This window comes from Streptomyces barringtoniae (assembly GCF_020819595.1).
Classification (GTDB): Bacteria; Actinomycetota; Actinomycetes; order Streptomycetales; family Streptomycetaceae; genus Streptomyces; species Streptomyces barringtoniae.
Map to the genome: position 1 here is coordinate 119,616 of NZ_JAJHNP010000014.1, position 15,773 is coordinate 135,388.

The 15,773-nt window shown below is 68.1% G+C and carries 17 protein-coding genes and 3 pseudogenes; 10 read left to right on the top strand and 10 right to left on the bottom strand.

The genetic code is table 11. From position 1 onward, the window contains the following. Positions 1–61 precede the first annotated feature (61 nt). Positions 62–607 (bottom strand): methyltransferase domain-containing protein, encoded by a 546-nt coding sequence (locus tag LMU33_RS25085; RefSeq protein WP_308280804.1) that lies wholly within the window; start codon positions 605–607, stop codon positions 62–64. A gap of 103 nt (positions 608–710) precedes the next feature. Then, entirely contained in the window at positions 711–1,139 is a 429-nt protein-coding gene (tnpA, locus tag LMU33_RS25090; RefSeq protein WP_228622867.1) for an IS200/IS605 family transposase, read from the bottom strand. A gap of 51 nt (positions 1,140–1,190) precedes the next feature. Here tnpA and LMU33_RS25095 point away from each other — a divergent pair, with 51 nt between their 5' ends. After that, the gene (locus tag LMU33_RS25095; RefSeq protein WP_228622868.1) at positions 1,191–2,390 is read left to right on the top strand and encodes an RNA-guided endonuclease InsQ/TnpB family protein; all 1,200 of its coding nucleotides are present in this window, start codon (positions 1,191–1,193) and stop codon (positions 2,388–2,390) included. On the opposite strand, the gene LMU33_RS25100 is transcribed toward LMU33_RS25095, so the two are convergent. Further along, positions 2,349–2,657 carry a methyltransferase domain-containing protein gene (locus tag LMU33_RS25100; RefSeq protein ID WP_308280805.1) on the bottom strand — a complete coding sequence of 103 codons (309 nt, stop codon included), beginning with the start codon at positions 2,655–2,657 and terminating at the stop codon, positions 2,349–2,351. The genes LMU33_RS25095 and LMU33_RS25100 overlap by 42 nt on opposite strands. An 86-nt stretch (positions 2,658–2,743) precedes the next feature. Continuing rightward, entirely contained in the window at positions 2,744–3,250 is a 507-nt protein-coding gene (locus tag LMU33_RS25105; RefSeq protein WP_069779380.1) for an NUDIX hydrolase, read from the bottom strand. A 33-nt stretch (positions 3,251–3,283) separates the two neighbouring features. Between LMU33_RS25105 and LMU33_RS25110 the strand changes: the two are divergent. Both LMU33_RS25110 and LMU33_RS25115 read left to right on the top strand, forming a co-directional pair. Then, a pseudogene (locus LMU33_RS25110) lies at positions 3,284–3,427 on the top strand (phosphate signaling complex protein PhoU); the annotation flags it as partial. A gap of 207 nt (positions 3,428–3,634) precedes the next feature. Beyond that, entirely contained in the window at positions 3,635–4,003 is a 369-nt protein-coding gene (locus tag LMU33_RS25115; protein WP_228622869.1) for a VOC family protein, read from the top strand. Between the two features lie 157 nt (positions 4,004–4,160). Here the strand turns inward: LMU33_RS25115 and LMU33_RS25120 are convergent, their stop codons facing one another. Further along, positions 4,161–6,362 carry a putative Ig domain-containing protein gene (locus LMU33_RS25120; protein WP_228622870.1) on the bottom strand — a complete coding sequence of 734 codons (2,202 nt, stop codon included), beginning with the start codon at positions 6,360–6,362 and terminating at the stop codon, positions 4,161–4,163. 904 nt (positions 6,363–7,266) lie between these two features. Between LMU33_RS25120 and LMU33_RS25125 the strand changes: the two genes are divergently transcribed. The 3 genes from LMU33_RS25125 to LMU33_RS25135 all read left to right on the top strand — a co-directional run bounded on the left by LMU33_RS25125 (position 7,267) and on the right by LMU33_RS25135 (position 9,839). After that, positions 7,267–7,605 (top strand): hypothetical protein, encoded by a 339-nt coding sequence (locus tag LMU33_RS25125; RefSeq protein WP_228622871.1) that lies wholly within the window; start codon positions 7,267–7,269, stop codon positions 7,603–7,605. Positions 7,606–7,691: 86 nt separating this feature from the next. Continuing rightward, positions 7,692–8,159 (top strand): hypothetical protein, encoded by a 468-nt coding sequence (locus tag LMU33_RS25130; protein WP_228622872.1) that lies wholly within the window; start codon positions 7,692–7,694, stop codon positions 8,157–8,159. Positions 8,160–9,353: 1,194 nt separating this feature from the next. Beyond that, positions 9,354–9,839, top strand: coding sequence for an Lrp/AsnC family transcriptional regulator (locus LMU33_RS25135; RefSeq protein WP_228622873.1), 486 nt, complete (start codon positions 9,354–9,356; stop codon positions 9,837–9,839). A 130-nt stretch (positions 9,840–9,969) separates the two neighbouring features. Here the strand turns inward: LMU33_RS25135 and LMU33_RS25140 are convergent, their stop codons facing one another. After that, positions 9,970–10,422 carry a hypothetical protein gene (locus LMU33_RS25140; protein WP_228622874.1) on the bottom strand — a complete coding sequence of 151 codons (453 nt, stop codon included), beginning with the start codon at positions 10,420–10,422 and terminating at the stop codon, positions 9,970–9,972. A 112-nt stretch (positions 10,423–10,534) separates the two neighbouring features. Beyond that, positions 10,535–10,705: pseudogene (locus tag LMU33_RS42230) on the bottom strand (IS256 family transposase); the annotation flags it as partial. 364 nt (positions 10,706–11,069) lie between these two features. On the opposite strand from LMU33_RS42230, the gene LMU33_RS25150 reads away from it, so the two are divergent. Then, positions 11,070–11,897 (top strand): maleylpyruvate isomerase family mycothiol-dependent enzyme, encoded by an 828-nt coding sequence (locus LMU33_RS25150; RefSeq protein WP_228622875.1) that lies wholly within the window; start codon positions 11,070–11,072, stop codon positions 11,895–11,897. Between the two features lie 44 nt (positions 11,898–11,941). Here LMU33_RS25150 and LMU33_RS25155 read toward each other — a convergent pair whose 3' ends face one another. Beyond that, positions 11,942–12,301: a MerR family transcriptional regulator gene (locus tag LMU33_RS25155; protein WP_228622876.1), complete on the bottom strand. Its 360-nt coding sequence runs from the start codon at positions 12,299–12,301 to the stop codon at positions 11,942–11,944. 62 nt (positions 12,302–12,363) lie between these two features. Here LMU33_RS25155 and LMU33_RS25160 point away from each other — a divergent pair, with 62 nt between their 5' ends. Beyond that, entirely contained in the window at positions 12,364–13,503 is a 1,140-nt protein-coding gene (locus tag LMU33_RS25160) for an alkene reductase (protein ID WP_228622877.1), read from the top strand. 902 nt (positions 13,504–14,405) lie between these two features. On the opposite strand, the pseudogene LMU33_RS42060 reads toward LMU33_RS25160, so the two are convergent. Then, positions 14,406–14,687 (bottom strand): annotated as a pseudogene (locus LMU33_RS42060) (hypothetical protein); the annotation flags it as partial. 68 nt (positions 14,688–14,755) lie between these two features. Between LMU33_RS42060 and LMU33_RS42315 the strand changes: the two are divergent. Further along, positions 14,756–15,010 (top strand): DUF6417 family protein, encoded by a 255-nt coding sequence (locus tag LMU33_RS42315; RefSeq protein ID WP_504967698.1) that lies wholly within the window; start codon positions 14,756–14,758, stop codon positions 15,008–15,010. A 13-nt stretch (positions 15,011–15,023) separates the two neighbouring features. Here the strand turns inward: LMU33_RS42315 and LMU33_RS25170 are convergent, their stop codons facing one another. Further along, positions 15,024–15,323 carry a hypothetical protein gene (locus LMU33_RS25170; RefSeq protein WP_228622878.1) on the bottom strand — a complete coding sequence of 100 codons (300 nt, stop codon included), beginning with the start codon at positions 15,321–15,323 and terminating at the stop codon, positions 15,024–15,026. Positions 15,324–15,353: 30 nt separating this feature from the next. Between LMU33_RS25170 and LMU33_RS25175 the strand changes: the two genes are divergently transcribed. Then, complete coding sequence (locus LMU33_RS25175) at positions 15,354–15,608, top strand: hypothetical protein (RefSeq protein ID WP_228622879.1); 255 nt, start codon at positions 15,354–15,356, stop codon at positions 15,606–15,608. Positions 15,609–15,773 lie beyond the last annotated feature (165 nt).

Genomic DNA, 15,773 nt, shown 5'->3' on the forward strand with positions numbered 1-15,773 from the left:
CTGCCGCTGCTGGTGAGACGACGGACACCGCCGCGCCGGCAGTGGCGACCGCGACGCCCGGCTATGCCTCGGCCACGACGATGTAGAACGTCACCGCTGCGAAAAAGGGGCCATGCGTGAGATGGGTCAACCAGGCTTCCGCCGCCTGGTCGCTGAAACAGCCTGCCTCGACGGCGCGCCGAGTGGTGCGTTCCAGGCCGAGGATCCTGTCCGCGACCTGGACGTCCCGGAAGACCGGTGTGACAGGGATGACGGTGGGCACCGTGAAGCCGCTCTCGGCCGCCAGGCGGGCCAGCTGCCTGCCGATCCCCGCGTTGCGGACCACCCTTTCGGCCACATGGCGGGTGTAGGCACGCGTCAGGCCGCTGTCCGGATGGTCGACGGCCAGGGTCTCCCAGTCTGGCTCGCCCATCACGAGCCGCCCGCCCGGCCGCAGGACCCGGCGGATCTCACCGAGCGCGGCCAGGGGATCGGCGACGTGCTGCAGGACCCGGTCGGTGCGGGCGCGGTCGGCGATGTGGTCGTGCAGCGGCAGGTCGTGGATGTCCGCGTACCGGACGTCCACCACGGCTTCACTGGCGGTGCGGGCCCGCGCGGCGTCCACCATCCTTGATCTTGCGTGGGTATCCCCGGCTTCAGCCGGGGAGGGAGACGCATCCTCGGGCCGGAGGCGCGCAGCGCCGGAGTTCGCTGCGTCTCTTCGGTGACGGTCAGGTGGGCCGCTTCTGGCCCTTGATGTACTGGCGGACGATGCTGAGCGGTGCACCGCCGCAGGAACCGGCGAAGTAGGAGCGGGACCAGAAGACGGAGCCGAGTCCGATGCGGTTGATGCGGCCGGTGTACTCGGCTCGCAGGTATCGGGAGCTGACGCCCTTGAGGCTGTTGATCAGCTTGGACAGGGCGATCTTCGGCGGGTAGCGCACGAGCAGGTGCACGTGATCGCGCTCGCCGTTGAACTCCTTCAGCTCTGTCTCGAAGCTGTCGCACACCTCCCGCATGATCTCCTCGCACCGCTTCAGCATGGCGTCATCAAAAACGTCCTTGCGGTACTTGGTGACGAACACCAAGTGAGCGTGAAGGTTGTAGGCGACGTGACGTCCAGTACGAATATCGGGGTTTGTTTCCCAGCGTGGTGACATACACCAAGGGTAGTGTGATCACGCGAACCGACGTGGAAGGAGGTGGGCCAGATGATCCGTGCGTACAAGTTCCTCATGCGGCCCACCGTCGGCCAGGCCGTCGCGCTCGGCGAGATGCTGCGTGATCACTGCTCGCTCTACAACGGAGCCTTGCAGGAACGCCGCGACGCCTACCGGCACAGCTCGAAGACGACAGTCCGGTACGGACAGCAGTCCGCGCAGCTCAAGGACATCCGGGCCTTCGACGCCGAGCGTCAGGGACGCTGGTCGTTCTCCAGCCAGCAGGCGACCTTGCGGCGTCTGGACAAGGCGTTTGCCGCGTTCTTCCGGCGCGTGAAGGCCGGGGACAAGCCGGGGTATCCGCGTTTCCGGTCGAGCAAGCGGTTCGACACCGTCGACTTCCCCAAGGACGGCGACGGCTGCCGCTGGGACTCCACCCCGCACGACCCCGTCACCCGCGTCCGCCTCCAAGGCGTCGGCCACGTCAAGGTGCACCAGCACCGGCCCGTGGTCGGCAAGGTCAAGACGATCAGCGTGAAGCGCGAAGGGCGACGCTGGTACGTCATCCTGACTGCTGAGCAGGCCCAGCCCGAACCGCTGCCGGCAACCGAGTCTGTGATCGGCGTCGACATGGGCATAGCCAATTTCCTCGCCGACTCAGGCGGCGAGTTCGTACCCAACCCCCGCCACGGGGCGAAGGCAGCCACGAAACTCGAAGCCGCACAGCAGGCCCTCAGCCGGTGCAAGCGCGGCAGCAAGCGCCGCCGCAAGGCCGTGGAGACGGTTGCCCGGCTGCACCGCAAGGTCCGCCGTCAGCGGCTGGACCACGCGCACAAGACCGCGCTCGGTCTCGTCAGTGAGCACGACTTCATCGCGCACGAAGACCTCAAGATCCGCAACATGAGTAAGGCTCCCGCGCCGAAGCCGCACCCCGGACAGCCGGGCAGTTTCCTGCCCAACGGGGCCAGCGCGAAAGCGGGACTCAACCGCTCGATCGCTGATGCCGGGTGGGGGGTGTTTCTCGCGATCCTGGCCGCCAAGGCGGAAGGAGCCGGACGGCAAGTGATGGCGGTGGACCCCCGCAACACCTCCCGGCGATGCCCCGAATGCGGGCACACCGCCAAGGAGAACCGGCCCACTCAGGAGAAGTTCCACTGCCAGGCGTGCGGCCACACCGCGCACGCTGACACGGTGGGCGCGATCAACGTTCTACGGGCCGGGCTGGTCCGTCGCGACGCCAACCCGGCATAGCGAGAAGCCCCCTCGTTCACGAGGGGGAGGAGTCACGTTCCGGTCGTGGTCGACGCCGACGACAGCGCCGGCCGGGGTGACTGCCTGGGCGAGCGCCTCAAGGTCGGTACCGGGGCCGCAGCCGAGGTCGAGCACCCTGTGTCCGGCACGCAGGTGGAGTTCGTCGAGCATCCGCCGCTTGTAGGAGCGGCCGAGATCGCTCGTGGCGAGCCGGTCGAGATAGCTGACGGGATCGGGCCTGTACGTCTCGAACGCAGATGACGTCATGCGTCCCAGTCAACCAACTACCCAGGCGGCCATACGGGTTGCGACGCGACAAAATATGGCTCTGCGGCTCAAACCGTACCGATGCGCTACTCCGGATCAGTGTCTTCGTTGAAATTGCCCAAATGCACAGGGGCTCGATCAAGACCCACGGCCGACAGCGCATCGGGCAGGAGAGAAGCCATCCTCTTCGGTCGGACGGTCTCCGCAGTGGTGGCGAGTTCCGCTGCCGACCACCAGCGATGCCCGTAACGAGCCTCCTGTGTCCGGACGTTCATTCCGCGGACCTCATCGGCAGTGACGCGGGCAAGACGGTATTCCTCGTACTGGTCGAAGACACGGCCGTCGACGCTGAAGATCGCCTGCCGGGTCCAGACAACGGGGCCCAAGCGCCCAACGGGGAGAGACAGCGCCGTCTCCTCCCACACTTCACGCACGGCGGCCTGAGGATAGCTCTCGCCGTCCTCGACGCCACCACCGACGGTGAACCACCATCGTGCCCCGGGTCTGCGCGGATCACGGCCGCACAGCAGGAGCAGACGATCGTCGCCGTCCACCAGGAGAACACGGGAAGTCCACCGCTGCGTCAGCGTCATGAAGCCCGATGCTATCCACAGGTCACATGATGAACCGCCGTGGACGTCACGCTGGTCGGCCGCTACTGCGAGCGGTTTGCCGACCACGCGGTATCGGTAGCCCGGCGTGTGGCCCACCTGGTCACGGGCGAGCATGCGGACGAACCCCCACCACCGGACCTGCACACGACGACGTGAGGTCCCTCGTCCCGGCGCGGCGTAGAGACAAGCTCCGCCATCTTGAAGTGACTGGTCAGCGAGGTGGCGTGACCTCGTTCCGGGGTGCTCGTGCTCGTCGTGGGCGGCAGTTTGTGTTGTAGATCGTCCGGTGGGGTTGTTTTGCCGATGAGTTCACTGTCCTCGAACGGTCTACCCAGCGACACGACCGTTCTCGACAGGAGTGCCATGTCCACCATCCAGCCAGTGATCATCACTGCCGACCAGGACGTCCTGCTCGGCTTCTATACGAAATTGTTCGGCGCCGAGGAGATCTTCCGGGTATCGGCGGAAGGCCCGGCCTTCTACCTCGGCTTGCGCATAGGCGACACCGACCTCGGGCTGGTGGCCAAGGCGGACCCGGGGACCGGGGCGGCACCGCGGATCCTGCTCAGCATCGGTGTCGACGACGTCGACGAGACGCTCGGCCGGGTCGAGGCGCTGGGCGGCTCGGTCCGCAGCGGCCCCAACGACATGCCGTGGGGACAGCGCGTCGCCCACATCCAGGACCCCGACGGCAACCCGGTGAACCTCACCCAGCCGATCCCGGCCGGGTGAGGCTGTTCCGGCGGCATGTGCGGCGCCGAGGGATGGCGCCGCACCGGAATGTCCAGGGCAAGCAGCTGAGGGTGACTCCTGTGCCGTTGCCGACGGGGTAGATGACCATGCCTGAGGCCGCCCGGTGGGGTGTTGGCAGATCGGAGTCGGCTGAGGGTCAGTTGAGTGTGAGGGCGGTGTCGTCGATGACGAATGAGGTCTGGAGGGAGGTGTCTTCGGTGCCGGTGAAGGTGATGGTGACGGTCTGGCCGGCTAGGGAGGAGACGTCGAAGGTCTTCTGGGTGTAGCCGGCGGCGGCGTTGAGGTTGGAGTAGGTGGCCAGTGTGGTGGCGCCGGCCTTGACGGTGAGCTTGTCGTACGCGGTCGAGGTCGTCGTTTCGGCGGTGTCGATGTGCAGGTACAGGCTGAGGGTGGCCTTGCAGCCGGACGGGATCGTCACGGGCTGCGAGAGGGTGTCGGTGTGGGAGCTGCCGTAGCCATCAAGCCATGCGTCCCATGTACCGCCGTGCGGGGGCTCGCCCTGTGAGCCGTACTGCCCGATGACGCCCGAGCTGGCGGACCATACCGTGTTGCCGGACTCGAAGCCCGGGTTGCTGAGCTTTTGGCCGGTGCTGGTGCAGGTTCCGCCGCCTGCCGGGTTGATTGTCCAGGTGAATGTGGTGGAGCCGGTGGCGCCTGTGTCGTCGGTGGCGGTGGCGGTGACGTGGTAGGTGCCGGCGGTGGTGGGTGTGCCGGAGATCAGGCCGGTGGTGGAGGCGATGGTCAGGCCGGGTGGCAGGCCGGCCGCGCTGTAGGTGAGCTTGGCGGACGAGGAGGAGTCGGCCGCTGCGATCTGCAGGTTCACCGCGGTGCCGGCGGTGCCGTTCTGGTCGCCGGGGTTGGTGACGGTGACGGTGTTGCCGCCTGGCTGGCCGCTGCCGATCGGCAGGCCGCCGGTCGGTGCGTACATCGCCACGTCGAAGGTGCTGTCGCTGGGGGAGTGGGCGATGGGGATCACGGTGACGGCGTTGCCGCCGGACAGGACGGACGTGGATATGTAGTCGCCGAACATCCGGCCCTGTGTCGTGTTGGGTAGCCAGGCCAGTGTCATGGGGCCGGCGAGCTGCGTGGGTGCCGCCCACGTGGCGCCGCCGTCGGTGGACGAGACGTAGCCTGCGTCGAGCTGGCAGGTGGTGTCCGTGCAGGATGCGTTCGGGTAGTAGTAGTACGTCAGCCCGATGCGGGCGGTGTTGCCTGCGCTGCTGGGATCCACGCCGATGCCGGGCACGAAATGGTCGGCGGAGCTGTTGGCGGCGTCGATCGGCACGCGGGCCGGCGAGCTCCACGAGGTGCCGTTCGTCGAGGTCGACATGATGATGTCGTTGTTGGTGCAGTTGGTGCGGAAGCGGCAGTCGGACCAGACCACGTAGACGCGGCCGGAGGCGTCGATCTCAGCGGACGGCAGGGGCCCCTCGCGCAGGCTGTCCAGCCGCGACATGTCGGCGGCGTCGTCCTCCAGACCGGCGACCGGGTGGTGCGAGACAGTGGCGATCTGCACGCTTGAGCCCCAACTGCTGCCGCCGTTGGTGGAGATGAACGCCCGTTCACTGTCCTCACTGCCGGAGGAGAACGGTACGACGACGGTGCCGTTGGGCTGCACGACCGGCTGGCCGCCGAGTCCGCTCGGGCTGTCGGCCGGGCTCGCTTGCGCGCCCCAGGTCGCGCCACCGTCGGTGGAGGTCTTCATGTGCTCGGCGTCGCCGGCGTTGGCGTCGTCGTATTCGGTGTAGCAGCGGCCGTAGTACGGGCTGGACGGGTGGTTGTCGCAGACCGTCCAGTTCTTGTCATCGAAGGTGCCGGTGGAGACGGTGACCGGGGCGCCCCAGGTGTGGCCGCCGTCCGTGGAGCGGCTGACGTCGACATCGACGCTGTTGCCGGAGCGGATGCCCAGCCAGGAGACCATCCACACGCCGTCCTTGGCGTCGTATGCCACGGAGGCGTCACTGGCGGCGGAGTACGAGCCGCCGGTGTTCGTGGTGGAGTTGGGCAGGAAGCCGTGCGTCCAGCTCTGTCCGTTGTCGGTGGAGGTCGCCCACCCGATGTTGGACGCCCCGCCGCCGGAGACCCTGCCGACCTGGAAGGCGGCGACGACGGTGCTGCCGAAGCTGTAGGTGTCCGGCTCGACTTCGGTGGCGTGCTGGGCCTGCGAGTCGGAGTACGGGTCACTGCTGACCTGCGCGAGAGAGGGAGCGGTGGCATGGGGGGCCACTAAGGCGGTCGCGGAGTCCGAGGGGCTGGCGAAGGCGGGCGCGGCGAACGCCATCGCCGCGGCCAGGACACCGATGAGCAGGGGGGTTCTTCCTCTTGCCGGTCTGGACATGTCTCTCCTGGCGGTTGGTGTGGGGCACCGGCGGCCGCTGACAGACGCGGCACAACCGGCAGGAAGGCGATACGGCGGGCTGGCGTCAGGTGGTGCAGGGGCTTTCGCGCAGTTGCACCACGGGCTGGACCATGCGCGTCGTGCTCGGGTCTGGCATGCGACGCAGCCACACCGCCATCGATCAACGCGGAGGCGCGCTCCAAGTGGCGGCAACGTTCAGCGGGTTGGTCGTCCTGATCGCGCCCATGGTCGGCGTCGCCAACTTGGCTCCTGCTTTCCCGCCGCTCCAAGTTGCTGGGCTGACTGTGGCCGCACGCGTGGTGAATGCGGTGATGAGGCGTCTTCGGCCTGGTGTGGAGCGTGACACTGAACATCCCTTCAGGCAGCCGGTGGTCGACCGGCGGTGGGGGTGAAGGACGTTCGCGCGAGGTGCACGCGTGTTCGCAAGCCGGAGTCTGGACCCGTACATGACAGCACGCAAGAGGGCGGCGACAAGTCCGCCAGCACCCCGCACCTCCCGAACCCGGTCGAGGCCTCACGCAGCGCAGCCGGGCGAACGCCAGCCGAGGCAGCGACGCCGTTGTCCGCGCCACGGACACGGCCGCAGCCGTCTGTGTGCGGGTCCTCGGGCAACATGCGGCGTGCGGCCCCGTCATGGCGGCGTCTTGCGGCCCGGCTGGAGGCGACGGTTTGACCGGCTATTCCTGGCCGACCAGGGTGGCCTGCCAAGCTCCTGAGCGGCGCCCCTGACCTTCGGTCTCACCGTGATCTTCGGGGTCCTGCTCAAACAGGACCAGCTCAAGGCACTTGGAAGCCGGGCCTGGAGCGTTCAGGCGACGGCTGTAGCGCTTCTTCTCGCCGCCGTCCTCTACTTCGCGACGCTGATGCGTACGACTCACTCCTGATGCCCGAGCGCTTCGGCGGCGAGCGACGCGGCGCAGGAGGAGAGCGCTCGCGTCGTCGCAGCTGGCGCGTGGCGCGACCGCCCAGTTCCGCAGCCTGGGTGCTGTATCAGAACATGATGCGGATGTGGTGCTCTCTCTTCACCACAGCCACCGTTCTCACGACCTCGGGGATCGCGCTTCTCGGCTACGGCGCCCTCACCTTCCCTGCGCGGCTGGCAAACGTCCTCGTCCTGGGCCTGGGTGCTGTCGCGAGAGCTTGGACCTGGTGGTTTTGGCCGGACCGTCCCCTGCTGCTGGACGACTGTCTCGCCGGCACCGGTCTGGCCTTCGAGGCGTGACCAGCATGGGAACATGCCACCCGAATGCGCGTTCGGCAACATCGCGTCGCCTGGATGAAGTTCCGCCTGACGAATCGAGTGAGCCCGTGAGTGACGATGTCCTCTCTGTCATTCCGACCGACCCGCACTGGCAGCCTGAGCAGGCCTCGGCTGAGCGTGCTGCGTCGATTGCGGAGGACCTGGCGCCCGGGCTCCCCGATGGCGTTGATGTGGAGATCGACGTCACCTGGCACGACACGCTCACCGTTGTCGACTGTGGTCAGAATCTGGAGAAGATCGGTTGTCCCCACTGCGGTGCGTCGATTGACACCGAGTGGTGGGCCGATCTGCTCGAAGCTCACTGCGAGGACGGCTTTGCAACCCTCGCCGTGGTGGTTCCCTGCTGCGGTGCCGCGACCTCGCTGGACGCGCTGGACTACGACTGGCCCTGTGCCTTTGCCCGCTTCGAGATCGCTATCTGGAACCCAGAGCGTGCCTGGTTCAGCGACGAGGAACTGACCGCCATTGGAGACGCCCTCGGACATCCGGTGCAACAAGTCAGGGCCCACATCTGACGCAGGTCAACCCACGAGGAATCCGACATCACGAGTTCAGGTTCAGCAGTTGGCTGGAATTTCCCTCCAGCATAAGTCTCAGTCCGCCCCTACGCTTAGCAGCAAGTCGGGGGGCGCAGGGCTCTCCGATGTGTCCACACGGGGGGAATGTGCGTATCAGCACCAAGCGCCGAGGTGCCAAACTGGCGGTCGTCGGCGCAATCGCCGCTTGCGGCTTGATCTTCTCCACGACCAACGCGTCAGCCGCTACAGGCGAAGTCACGACGGCCGACTGCGACGCCTGGATCATTAACGTGGGGGGGTCCACACTGGGGTGCCGCTGATCTCGACGGCCTCTCGAACTGCGAAGGGCGGCTGTGGCAGACCAATATCAACACCGGAGGGTGGACGAACACTGGCTGGGACGTCAGCCCCGGCGTGACCGCAACCCTCTATCACGGTGATGGTGTCCACGAGCTTGAGATCGAGATCTACGACCCCAACACGGGTCAAGACGCCTGGGGGCCCATGGTCTACTGACCAGACAGGCCGTCACTTTGCCAACGGGGTGCCCCATGCATTGATTGGCAGCGAGGCATCCCTCGGCTGAGCGCTGCATACGGGTCATACGGGCGCTCGGGGAGTGACCGGTGGTCACACCAGGCTGTAGAGCTGCTGAAACCTCATTCGGGATGAAGAGGCCGTGGGTTCAAATTCCGCGACCCCGAACGAGTAATAGCAGGAAGGACCCTGTTGGATAGGGCGCTTTCATGAGCGGGGCGGCCCGAGGTGTGATCAAAAGAACCAGGAGTGCCGCTGACCCGGGACGAGAGGGCCATCGCCTCGATCGCCACGGTTGGACCGGCCTTTTTCCATAACCAGCTGGTCACGACCGTGTGAGCCAGGTCAGCCGGACGTGGTGGTAACCCACCCGGCGCTCTGCATCCTCCGCCAAGTCTGCCGGGTGCCGGGCCTTCCATCTCGTCGTAGTCCGGTAGGCGGTGGCCCGATGAGCAGGTGAGCACAGTGGCCAGCACGTTGGCCGCATAACCTCGCGGAGTGGTGAACCAGGTCGCAGGTGACGGCTTGCTCGATGCCGGCCGGCTGGTCGTTCGGCCGGGGACGACGCAGAAGGAGCCCGCTGTTGCGGGCCCCTTCTTCTGGTACAGGCTTGGCGGCCGCGGCGCGTAACCAGAATGCGCCGCCGAGCCCGGCATGCGATGGCGTAGTGAGTGCCTGTACGGCGCCGCAGTGCAGGATTGTTCGACGATACGGCCGTTATGCTGCATTTCATGCCACGCCCTGTACGACCGTATCGACCGGGCGATCCTGGACCACCTCACGCGCCACGGACGCACCCCCAACGTCGACGGCTACCGGGCCGATCTGTACCGCGAGCGCCTCGACCTCGGGCTGACGGTGTTCCTCTCCCTCGAAGTCGAGCACTACCGCACCACCTGCCAGTTGGGCGAAGAGGCACTGAAGGCGATCGACCACGTGGTCGCCTGCCATGTGGTCTCTGGCGACGCCGATTTCTTCGTTGAGCTCGCCGTGCCGGACCGGCGCACCTTCGAAAAGGTGCTCACCGGCCCGATCCTGGCCATCGGTCCCGTTCGCGACGCCCGCAGCACCTTCTGCATTCGCACCGTCATCGACCGCGGCCCGCTACCCCTCATTTCCCGGTCCGCCCCGCGTGCATGATCGGACGACACAGCTTCACCTGCTTGGGGAACACCGCGATTCCCCGGCCCGAAGATGGGGCAGCAAGCTGAGCACCGGAGTGGCTTCCCAATGGAGAAGCCAAGCTGTGTCGCGCGACGGATTTCCGTGATCAGTCGAACCAGACCACGAGTCGCACGTGTTCTGGTCCATGCAAGTCGGCAAGTGTCCGCATCACATCCCAGACCGGCGCCCATTGGGTCCCCGGCCCGGCGACCGTGCTGCGGCTGCGCGTGCCGGACCGATCGGTCTCGTCCCAGTTGGCAGCTGCCAACTCGGCCCAGTTGATCCACGTCGTTCCGTGTGCGTCCTGTGGCGCGCCCCACGCGTTGAACGCGGCCCGCAGCCCGTCCGAGGCGTCGTCCGGCAGGCCACGGTCTTCGGTCAGCGGCTGGAATCCGAAGGAGTTACGGACGCCGAAGAGGCAGGCGAGTGCGTCATAGGCGTTGCCGGTGTTGAGGAGGAAGAGGTCCATGGCGGCGTGCCAAACCGCGTCCTCGTCGTCCTCGCCCCAGATTTGGGCCAGAGGTCTGCACTCGATCATCCCGCTCACATCGGTGGACATGTCGGCAGTCTGCCGAGAAGGGACAAGGCTCGTCGCCTCGATTTCGACGCAGAACCCAACCGGTGGGCTGGGGTGACTTCGTACAGGCGCCGGTCCCGAATCAGGCCCACAGTACGCGTAGGCGGCGACCGTCGCCGTCCCGCTCGTCGACCAACTCGGTAGCGCAGCTGTTGACTTCGGCTTCCAGCCCCGTGGCCAGCATCCGCCGGGCGCCCTCGAGGACGATCGCGTCAATCAGGGAGCCGGTTGGTGTGGAACCGTCAGCATTGACTACCGTGAGCACAGGCGTGGCTTCCCGACCGACGCGCCGACGTCGGCCACTGGATGATCGCCACAGGATCATTCGGGAAGGTAGGCCCTTCGCGTTGCCTCGCCGACACCGATCCACAGGTCTTGAGCATTGCTCCACCATCAGGCGACGACAGAAACACTCATAGGCTTACCAACCGTCTCTCATACGGTCGCTCCCGCCGCTCCCGCAGCCTTGCGCCGGGCCTCCTTGCCCGGCAGAAATGGAAGCGCCGTTCCTGCGGCAACGGGGCTCACGGCCGCAGGGGCTTGCCGGGTGCGGTGCGAGTCTGGTTGGGTACCACCGCCCCAGACACACATGGGGCGTGCCGGGCAGGGTGGGGAGCGGAGCAAACAGCGTGCACACGACGGTACGGCAGGACGGCCCGTGGCCCTTGCCCGACGGGCTGGCGGAGGCGATTCGTGGCACTGCTGAGGAGATCGCCGCGCTGGTGCGCGGCGCGAGTGACACGGCGCTTGCCGTGCCGGGGTCAAAATGGACCGTCGGCGAGGCCGCGGCCCACTTGGCCATAGCCAACGAACTGATGGCCGACCTGGCAGCCGGACGGGAGCGCCCCTACGGCGACGGAACGCCCCAAAGCCTGGCCGAGGCCAACGCACAGTCCCTCGCCGTCTTCGCAGAACGTCGGGCGGAGCCACTCGCGACGATGATCGAGGAGCAGGCCGAGGCGTTCCTGGACGCTGTCTCGCGCTCTGCGGCCCCCGGCCCCGAACCAGCCACACCCCTGGGCACGATGAACCGGTCCGTTCTGGCGTCGTATCTGCTCACGCACATGCTCGGCCATGGATACGACCTGGCCCGCGCCCTGAAACGCCCGCACATGGTCGACCGGGCACGGGTGGGGCTGTGCATGCCGTTCATGCTCTCGGTCATGTCGCGTGTCGCGGACCCGTCAGCCACGGCCGGGCTCGCGGCCCGTTACCGGATCCGGCTCCGCGGGGGCGAGACATTCGGCGTGGCCCTGGCCGACGGTGCCGTGCAGGTCACCCCGGGCGCGATGCGACACCGCGCGGACTGCACCATCCTGCTCGACCCCGTCGCCTTCCTGCTCATCGCGCTCGGCCGGCTGAATCCCTGGCGTGCCATCGCCCAAGGGCAGATCCTCGCCTGGGGCCCCCGGCCCTGGCTGGCCCCCCGCTTCCCGACCCTGTTCATCGCACCCTGACCCAGCTGACAGGACGGACGCCGTGCGTTCGGGGGTATGGCCGGTCAGGCGTCCCGGGCCGTGCGGATGACCTCGTCCAGGGTCTCCCGGGAGCGGCGCAGATCGGCGATCATGCGGTCGATCCGGTCGCGCTCGGCGGTCAGGTCCTGCACCAGACGCGGGGTGGCGATCGCGGAGGGCCCGCCGTCCCGGTCGCGCATGCAGGGCAGCAGCTGCCGGATCTTCTCGCTGTGCAGCCCGGCCGCGTACAGCTCCTGGATGCGGATGACCCGGTCGACGGCCGTCTCCGGGTAGTCGCGGTGGCCGCCGGGGGTGCGCTCGGCGGCGAGCAGCCCCTGGGTCTCGTAGTAGCGCAGCGACCGCTCGCTCACGCCGGTGCGCCGGGCCAGTTCGCCGATCCGCATGTACGCCTCCGCCAGCAAGAGGGCTTGAACCTCACATCAGTGTCAAGTTCTACCGTGCCGACATGACGCGGACAACTGACTTCCTCGCCCCCGCCCGGCTCGGCCGGCTCGCCCTCCCCAACCACCTCGTGATGGCCCCGCTGACCCGGAACCGCGCGGAGGCCGACGGCACCCCGACGGACCTGATGGTCACCCACTACGCACAGCGCGCCTCGGCCGGACTGATCATCGCCGAGGGCTCGACGCCCAACCCGGCCGGACAGACGTACCCGGACATCACCGCGATCCACACCGACCGGCACGCGGCCGGCTGGCGGCGGGTCACCGACGCGGTGCGGGCGGCCAGCGGGCGGATGTTCCTGCAGCTCCAGCACGGGGGCCGAGTCAGCCACCCGGCGACCACCGGCCTCACGCCCCTCGCACCCTCACCCGTCCCACTGCCGGAGACGATCTTCACACCGCAGGGCCACCGGCAGGCCGCCGTCCCGCGCGCGATGACGACGGACGACATCCGGGCCACGATCGTCGACTTCGCCGCCGCCGCACGCCGGGCCATCGTCGCGGGCTTCGAGGGCGTGGAGGTGCACTCGGCCAACGGGATGCTGCTGCACCAGTTCCTCGCGGACAACACCAACCGCCGCACCGACGGCTACGGCGGCTCGGTCGAGCGGCGGGTGCGGTTCGCGGCGGAGGTGACCGAGGCGGTGGTCGACGCGATCGGCGCGGACCGGGTGGGCATCCGCATCTCCCCCGCGAGCACGGTCAACGGCGTCCTGGAGGAGGACACCGACGGCCTCTACGCCACGCTCCTGGACCGCCTGAAGGGGCTGGACCTCGCCTATCTGCACCTGGTGCGGTCCGACCCGGCCACCGGCTGGTACCGGCGGATCCGCGCCGACTGGCCCCGCGTCCTGATCGGTAACCCCGACCTGACCGACCTGTCCACGCAAGCCGTCACCCGGGCCGCGCGGGAGATGCTGGCGGCCGGCGCCGACCTGGTGGCGCTCGGCCGACCCTTCCTCGCCAACCCGGACCTGGTCACCCGGCTGCGCCTGGGCGCACCGCTCAACCCGGTCCGGGACCGGTACTTCATGTACGTGGGCGGGGTCGCCGGCTACAACGACTACCCCGCCCTGGCGGATCAGGCGGGGCCGCCGTCCGGCGACTCGATGGTGGCGTTGGACGGGACACGGGTCGCCTGAAGATCACGGGCCATGTCCTCCGCCGCGCCCAGCACCCGCACCGCCACGGCGAAGTCCGCACCCGACCGACCAGGTGCGCGCGTATTTCCAGCGAACTCGTTCGTTCGCTGAAAGACCGTCGGTCTTGGGCGGGGCCTGGCTACGGTCCGCCTCATGCCCATCCGCATCCGCCGGTCCGGGGACCCGCTTACCCCCGAAGACATCGGCCTCCGCGAACGCCTCCAGGCCCAGCCTCACCCGAACAAGGAAAGCCGCAGCTAGACCCCGTGATCAATCTCAGCGCCAACGGCTGTACCGACGTACCAAGGCCGTTCATTGCGTCCGCAGCCGAGCTGCGGCCGGCGCGGGCCCCGCCCAGGGGCGGAACCTCTGCCCCCAGGGCCGACGGGGTCAGCACCCGAGCACCCGGGTCCCGTCAGGGGGCGTCTCAACGCCTATGCCAATCGCCCCTGGCGGGGGCGGGCAGCCGTCCCTTAAACGAGTGACGTAAAGCGTGCGGGGGCCTGGCGGGTGGGATGTCTTATGCCTGTCCTTACGCCCAGGGTCTTCTCCTCACCGGGAGGGAATCACCGTGCTGTCTGTTCGCCGCATCGTGATCGTTGCAGCAGTGAGCGCGCTGCTTTCCCTTGGAGCGGTCGTCCCGGCCATAGCTGCCCAGGCACCGGGCCCCGACGACGTCACCGACGGTCTTCTCGATCAACCCGTCAGCACTGTTGTGGGCTCTCCCCTCGGCCTCCCCCTCGGCATCTGAAACCGTTGGTCGGTTCGGGTTTGTAGCGTCCGCCGCCCCCCGATAGCCGCTCATCAGCCCCGTCACTAAATGTGACGGGGCTTTCCCGTGTCCGGTCAATGGCCGGCCCCTCGCTTCGAGAGTCGGTGTTGTCCGGCGTCTGTCAGGCGTGGCGGCCACCGCGCCGTGGCGCCCGGCGTGCTGTGTGCCGCTCCAGCCGGGCCGCTCGGGCCCGCGCCCGTACCCGACGTCTCGCGTCCAGTCGAAGCCCGCCAACGAGGGCTGGGGAGCCGAACTGGTCCAGCAGTCTGAGGACGGCCGGGTGGTGGATGGGCGGGCCGAGGACGCGTTCCAGGTGAGGGTGGATCTGGGTGAGCAGGCCACGCAGTCGGTTGCGGATGCGAGTGGCCTCGCCGGCCAGGTCGTCGTCGAAGTCAACGATCCTCTCCAGCTGGAGGGTGCGGCCGGGCAGGGCCTGGTGGAGCCGGCCGACCGGGAGATGCGTGCGGAGTCGTCCGTGTATTGAGGGCGGGCCTTCTGCCCGGTGGGCGGCCCGCCCACCGGGCAGAACCGGGATGTGCTCGTCTACACCGAGGCAGGCCCCGCCCCCGACCACCAGTGCGAGGGCCGGGCCGCGGTGAGCGTCTGGTGGAGCTGCGCCGCTCGGGGATGGACGCGCTGCGCCTTCACGTGCACCTCGGTGCCCGGCTGCGTGCCTTGATCCAGGGTCTCGGTGCCCACCGGCGGGTTACCGCCGACGCGGATTTCGGCCGTTGAGCCTCCTGATCCGTCACGCTGCGTCGAAGTCCGACCGGGGCCGGACCTCCACGACGAAGTCCGCATCCTCCATCTCGCCCGCCTCGTCGTGCCAGAGGAAGACGCGCACGTGCATCGCGTGGTGGAGGCCGGTCCTCTCCCACTCGGTCATGAGGGCGGCGACGATGCGGCCGATGGCGTGCTTGGCGCCCTCGTCCGTGTCGGCGGCGGTGATCGCGCCGTGCCACTGTTCGGGGTCGCTGCCGTAGGGGCGCCAGCCCTCGGACCCGTGCGGCTCGAACACCCGGTAGGCCCAGTCCGTATTGGTGTTCATAACACCGATCGTGCCACCTCGAGGAGCCTCATGCGCCGCATCGGATCGACGCCCGCCGAGCGCGGGTCCGTCGGAGCGAACAACTGCCCGGACGTCCTGGAGCTGGACGACGGCGACTTCTTGGTGATCGGGAAGCTGCATCTCTTGACCGCGCCGGAGGCGGAGCGGATGAACGAGCTGGGCGCCTCGATCGGAGAAGGTGAGGCCCTGGTCTTGGTACCGCGCGACTGCCTCCTGGCCGCCGCGAAGCAGCTGGCGGGTGAGGGGGTCGCCGGGGCGGGGTGATAGGGGGCGGTCGGCTGCGCCCGTCGGGTAGCGGGCGTGGCCTCTGACACGAGCAGAACCCAGCTTGGCAAGGTTCGTCTCTCATGCGGATCGTCCGGATCACGCTCCTGGTGGTGGGAGCCATGGTCACGCCCTTCGTGGGGTTTGTTCTTGGCGCGATGGCTG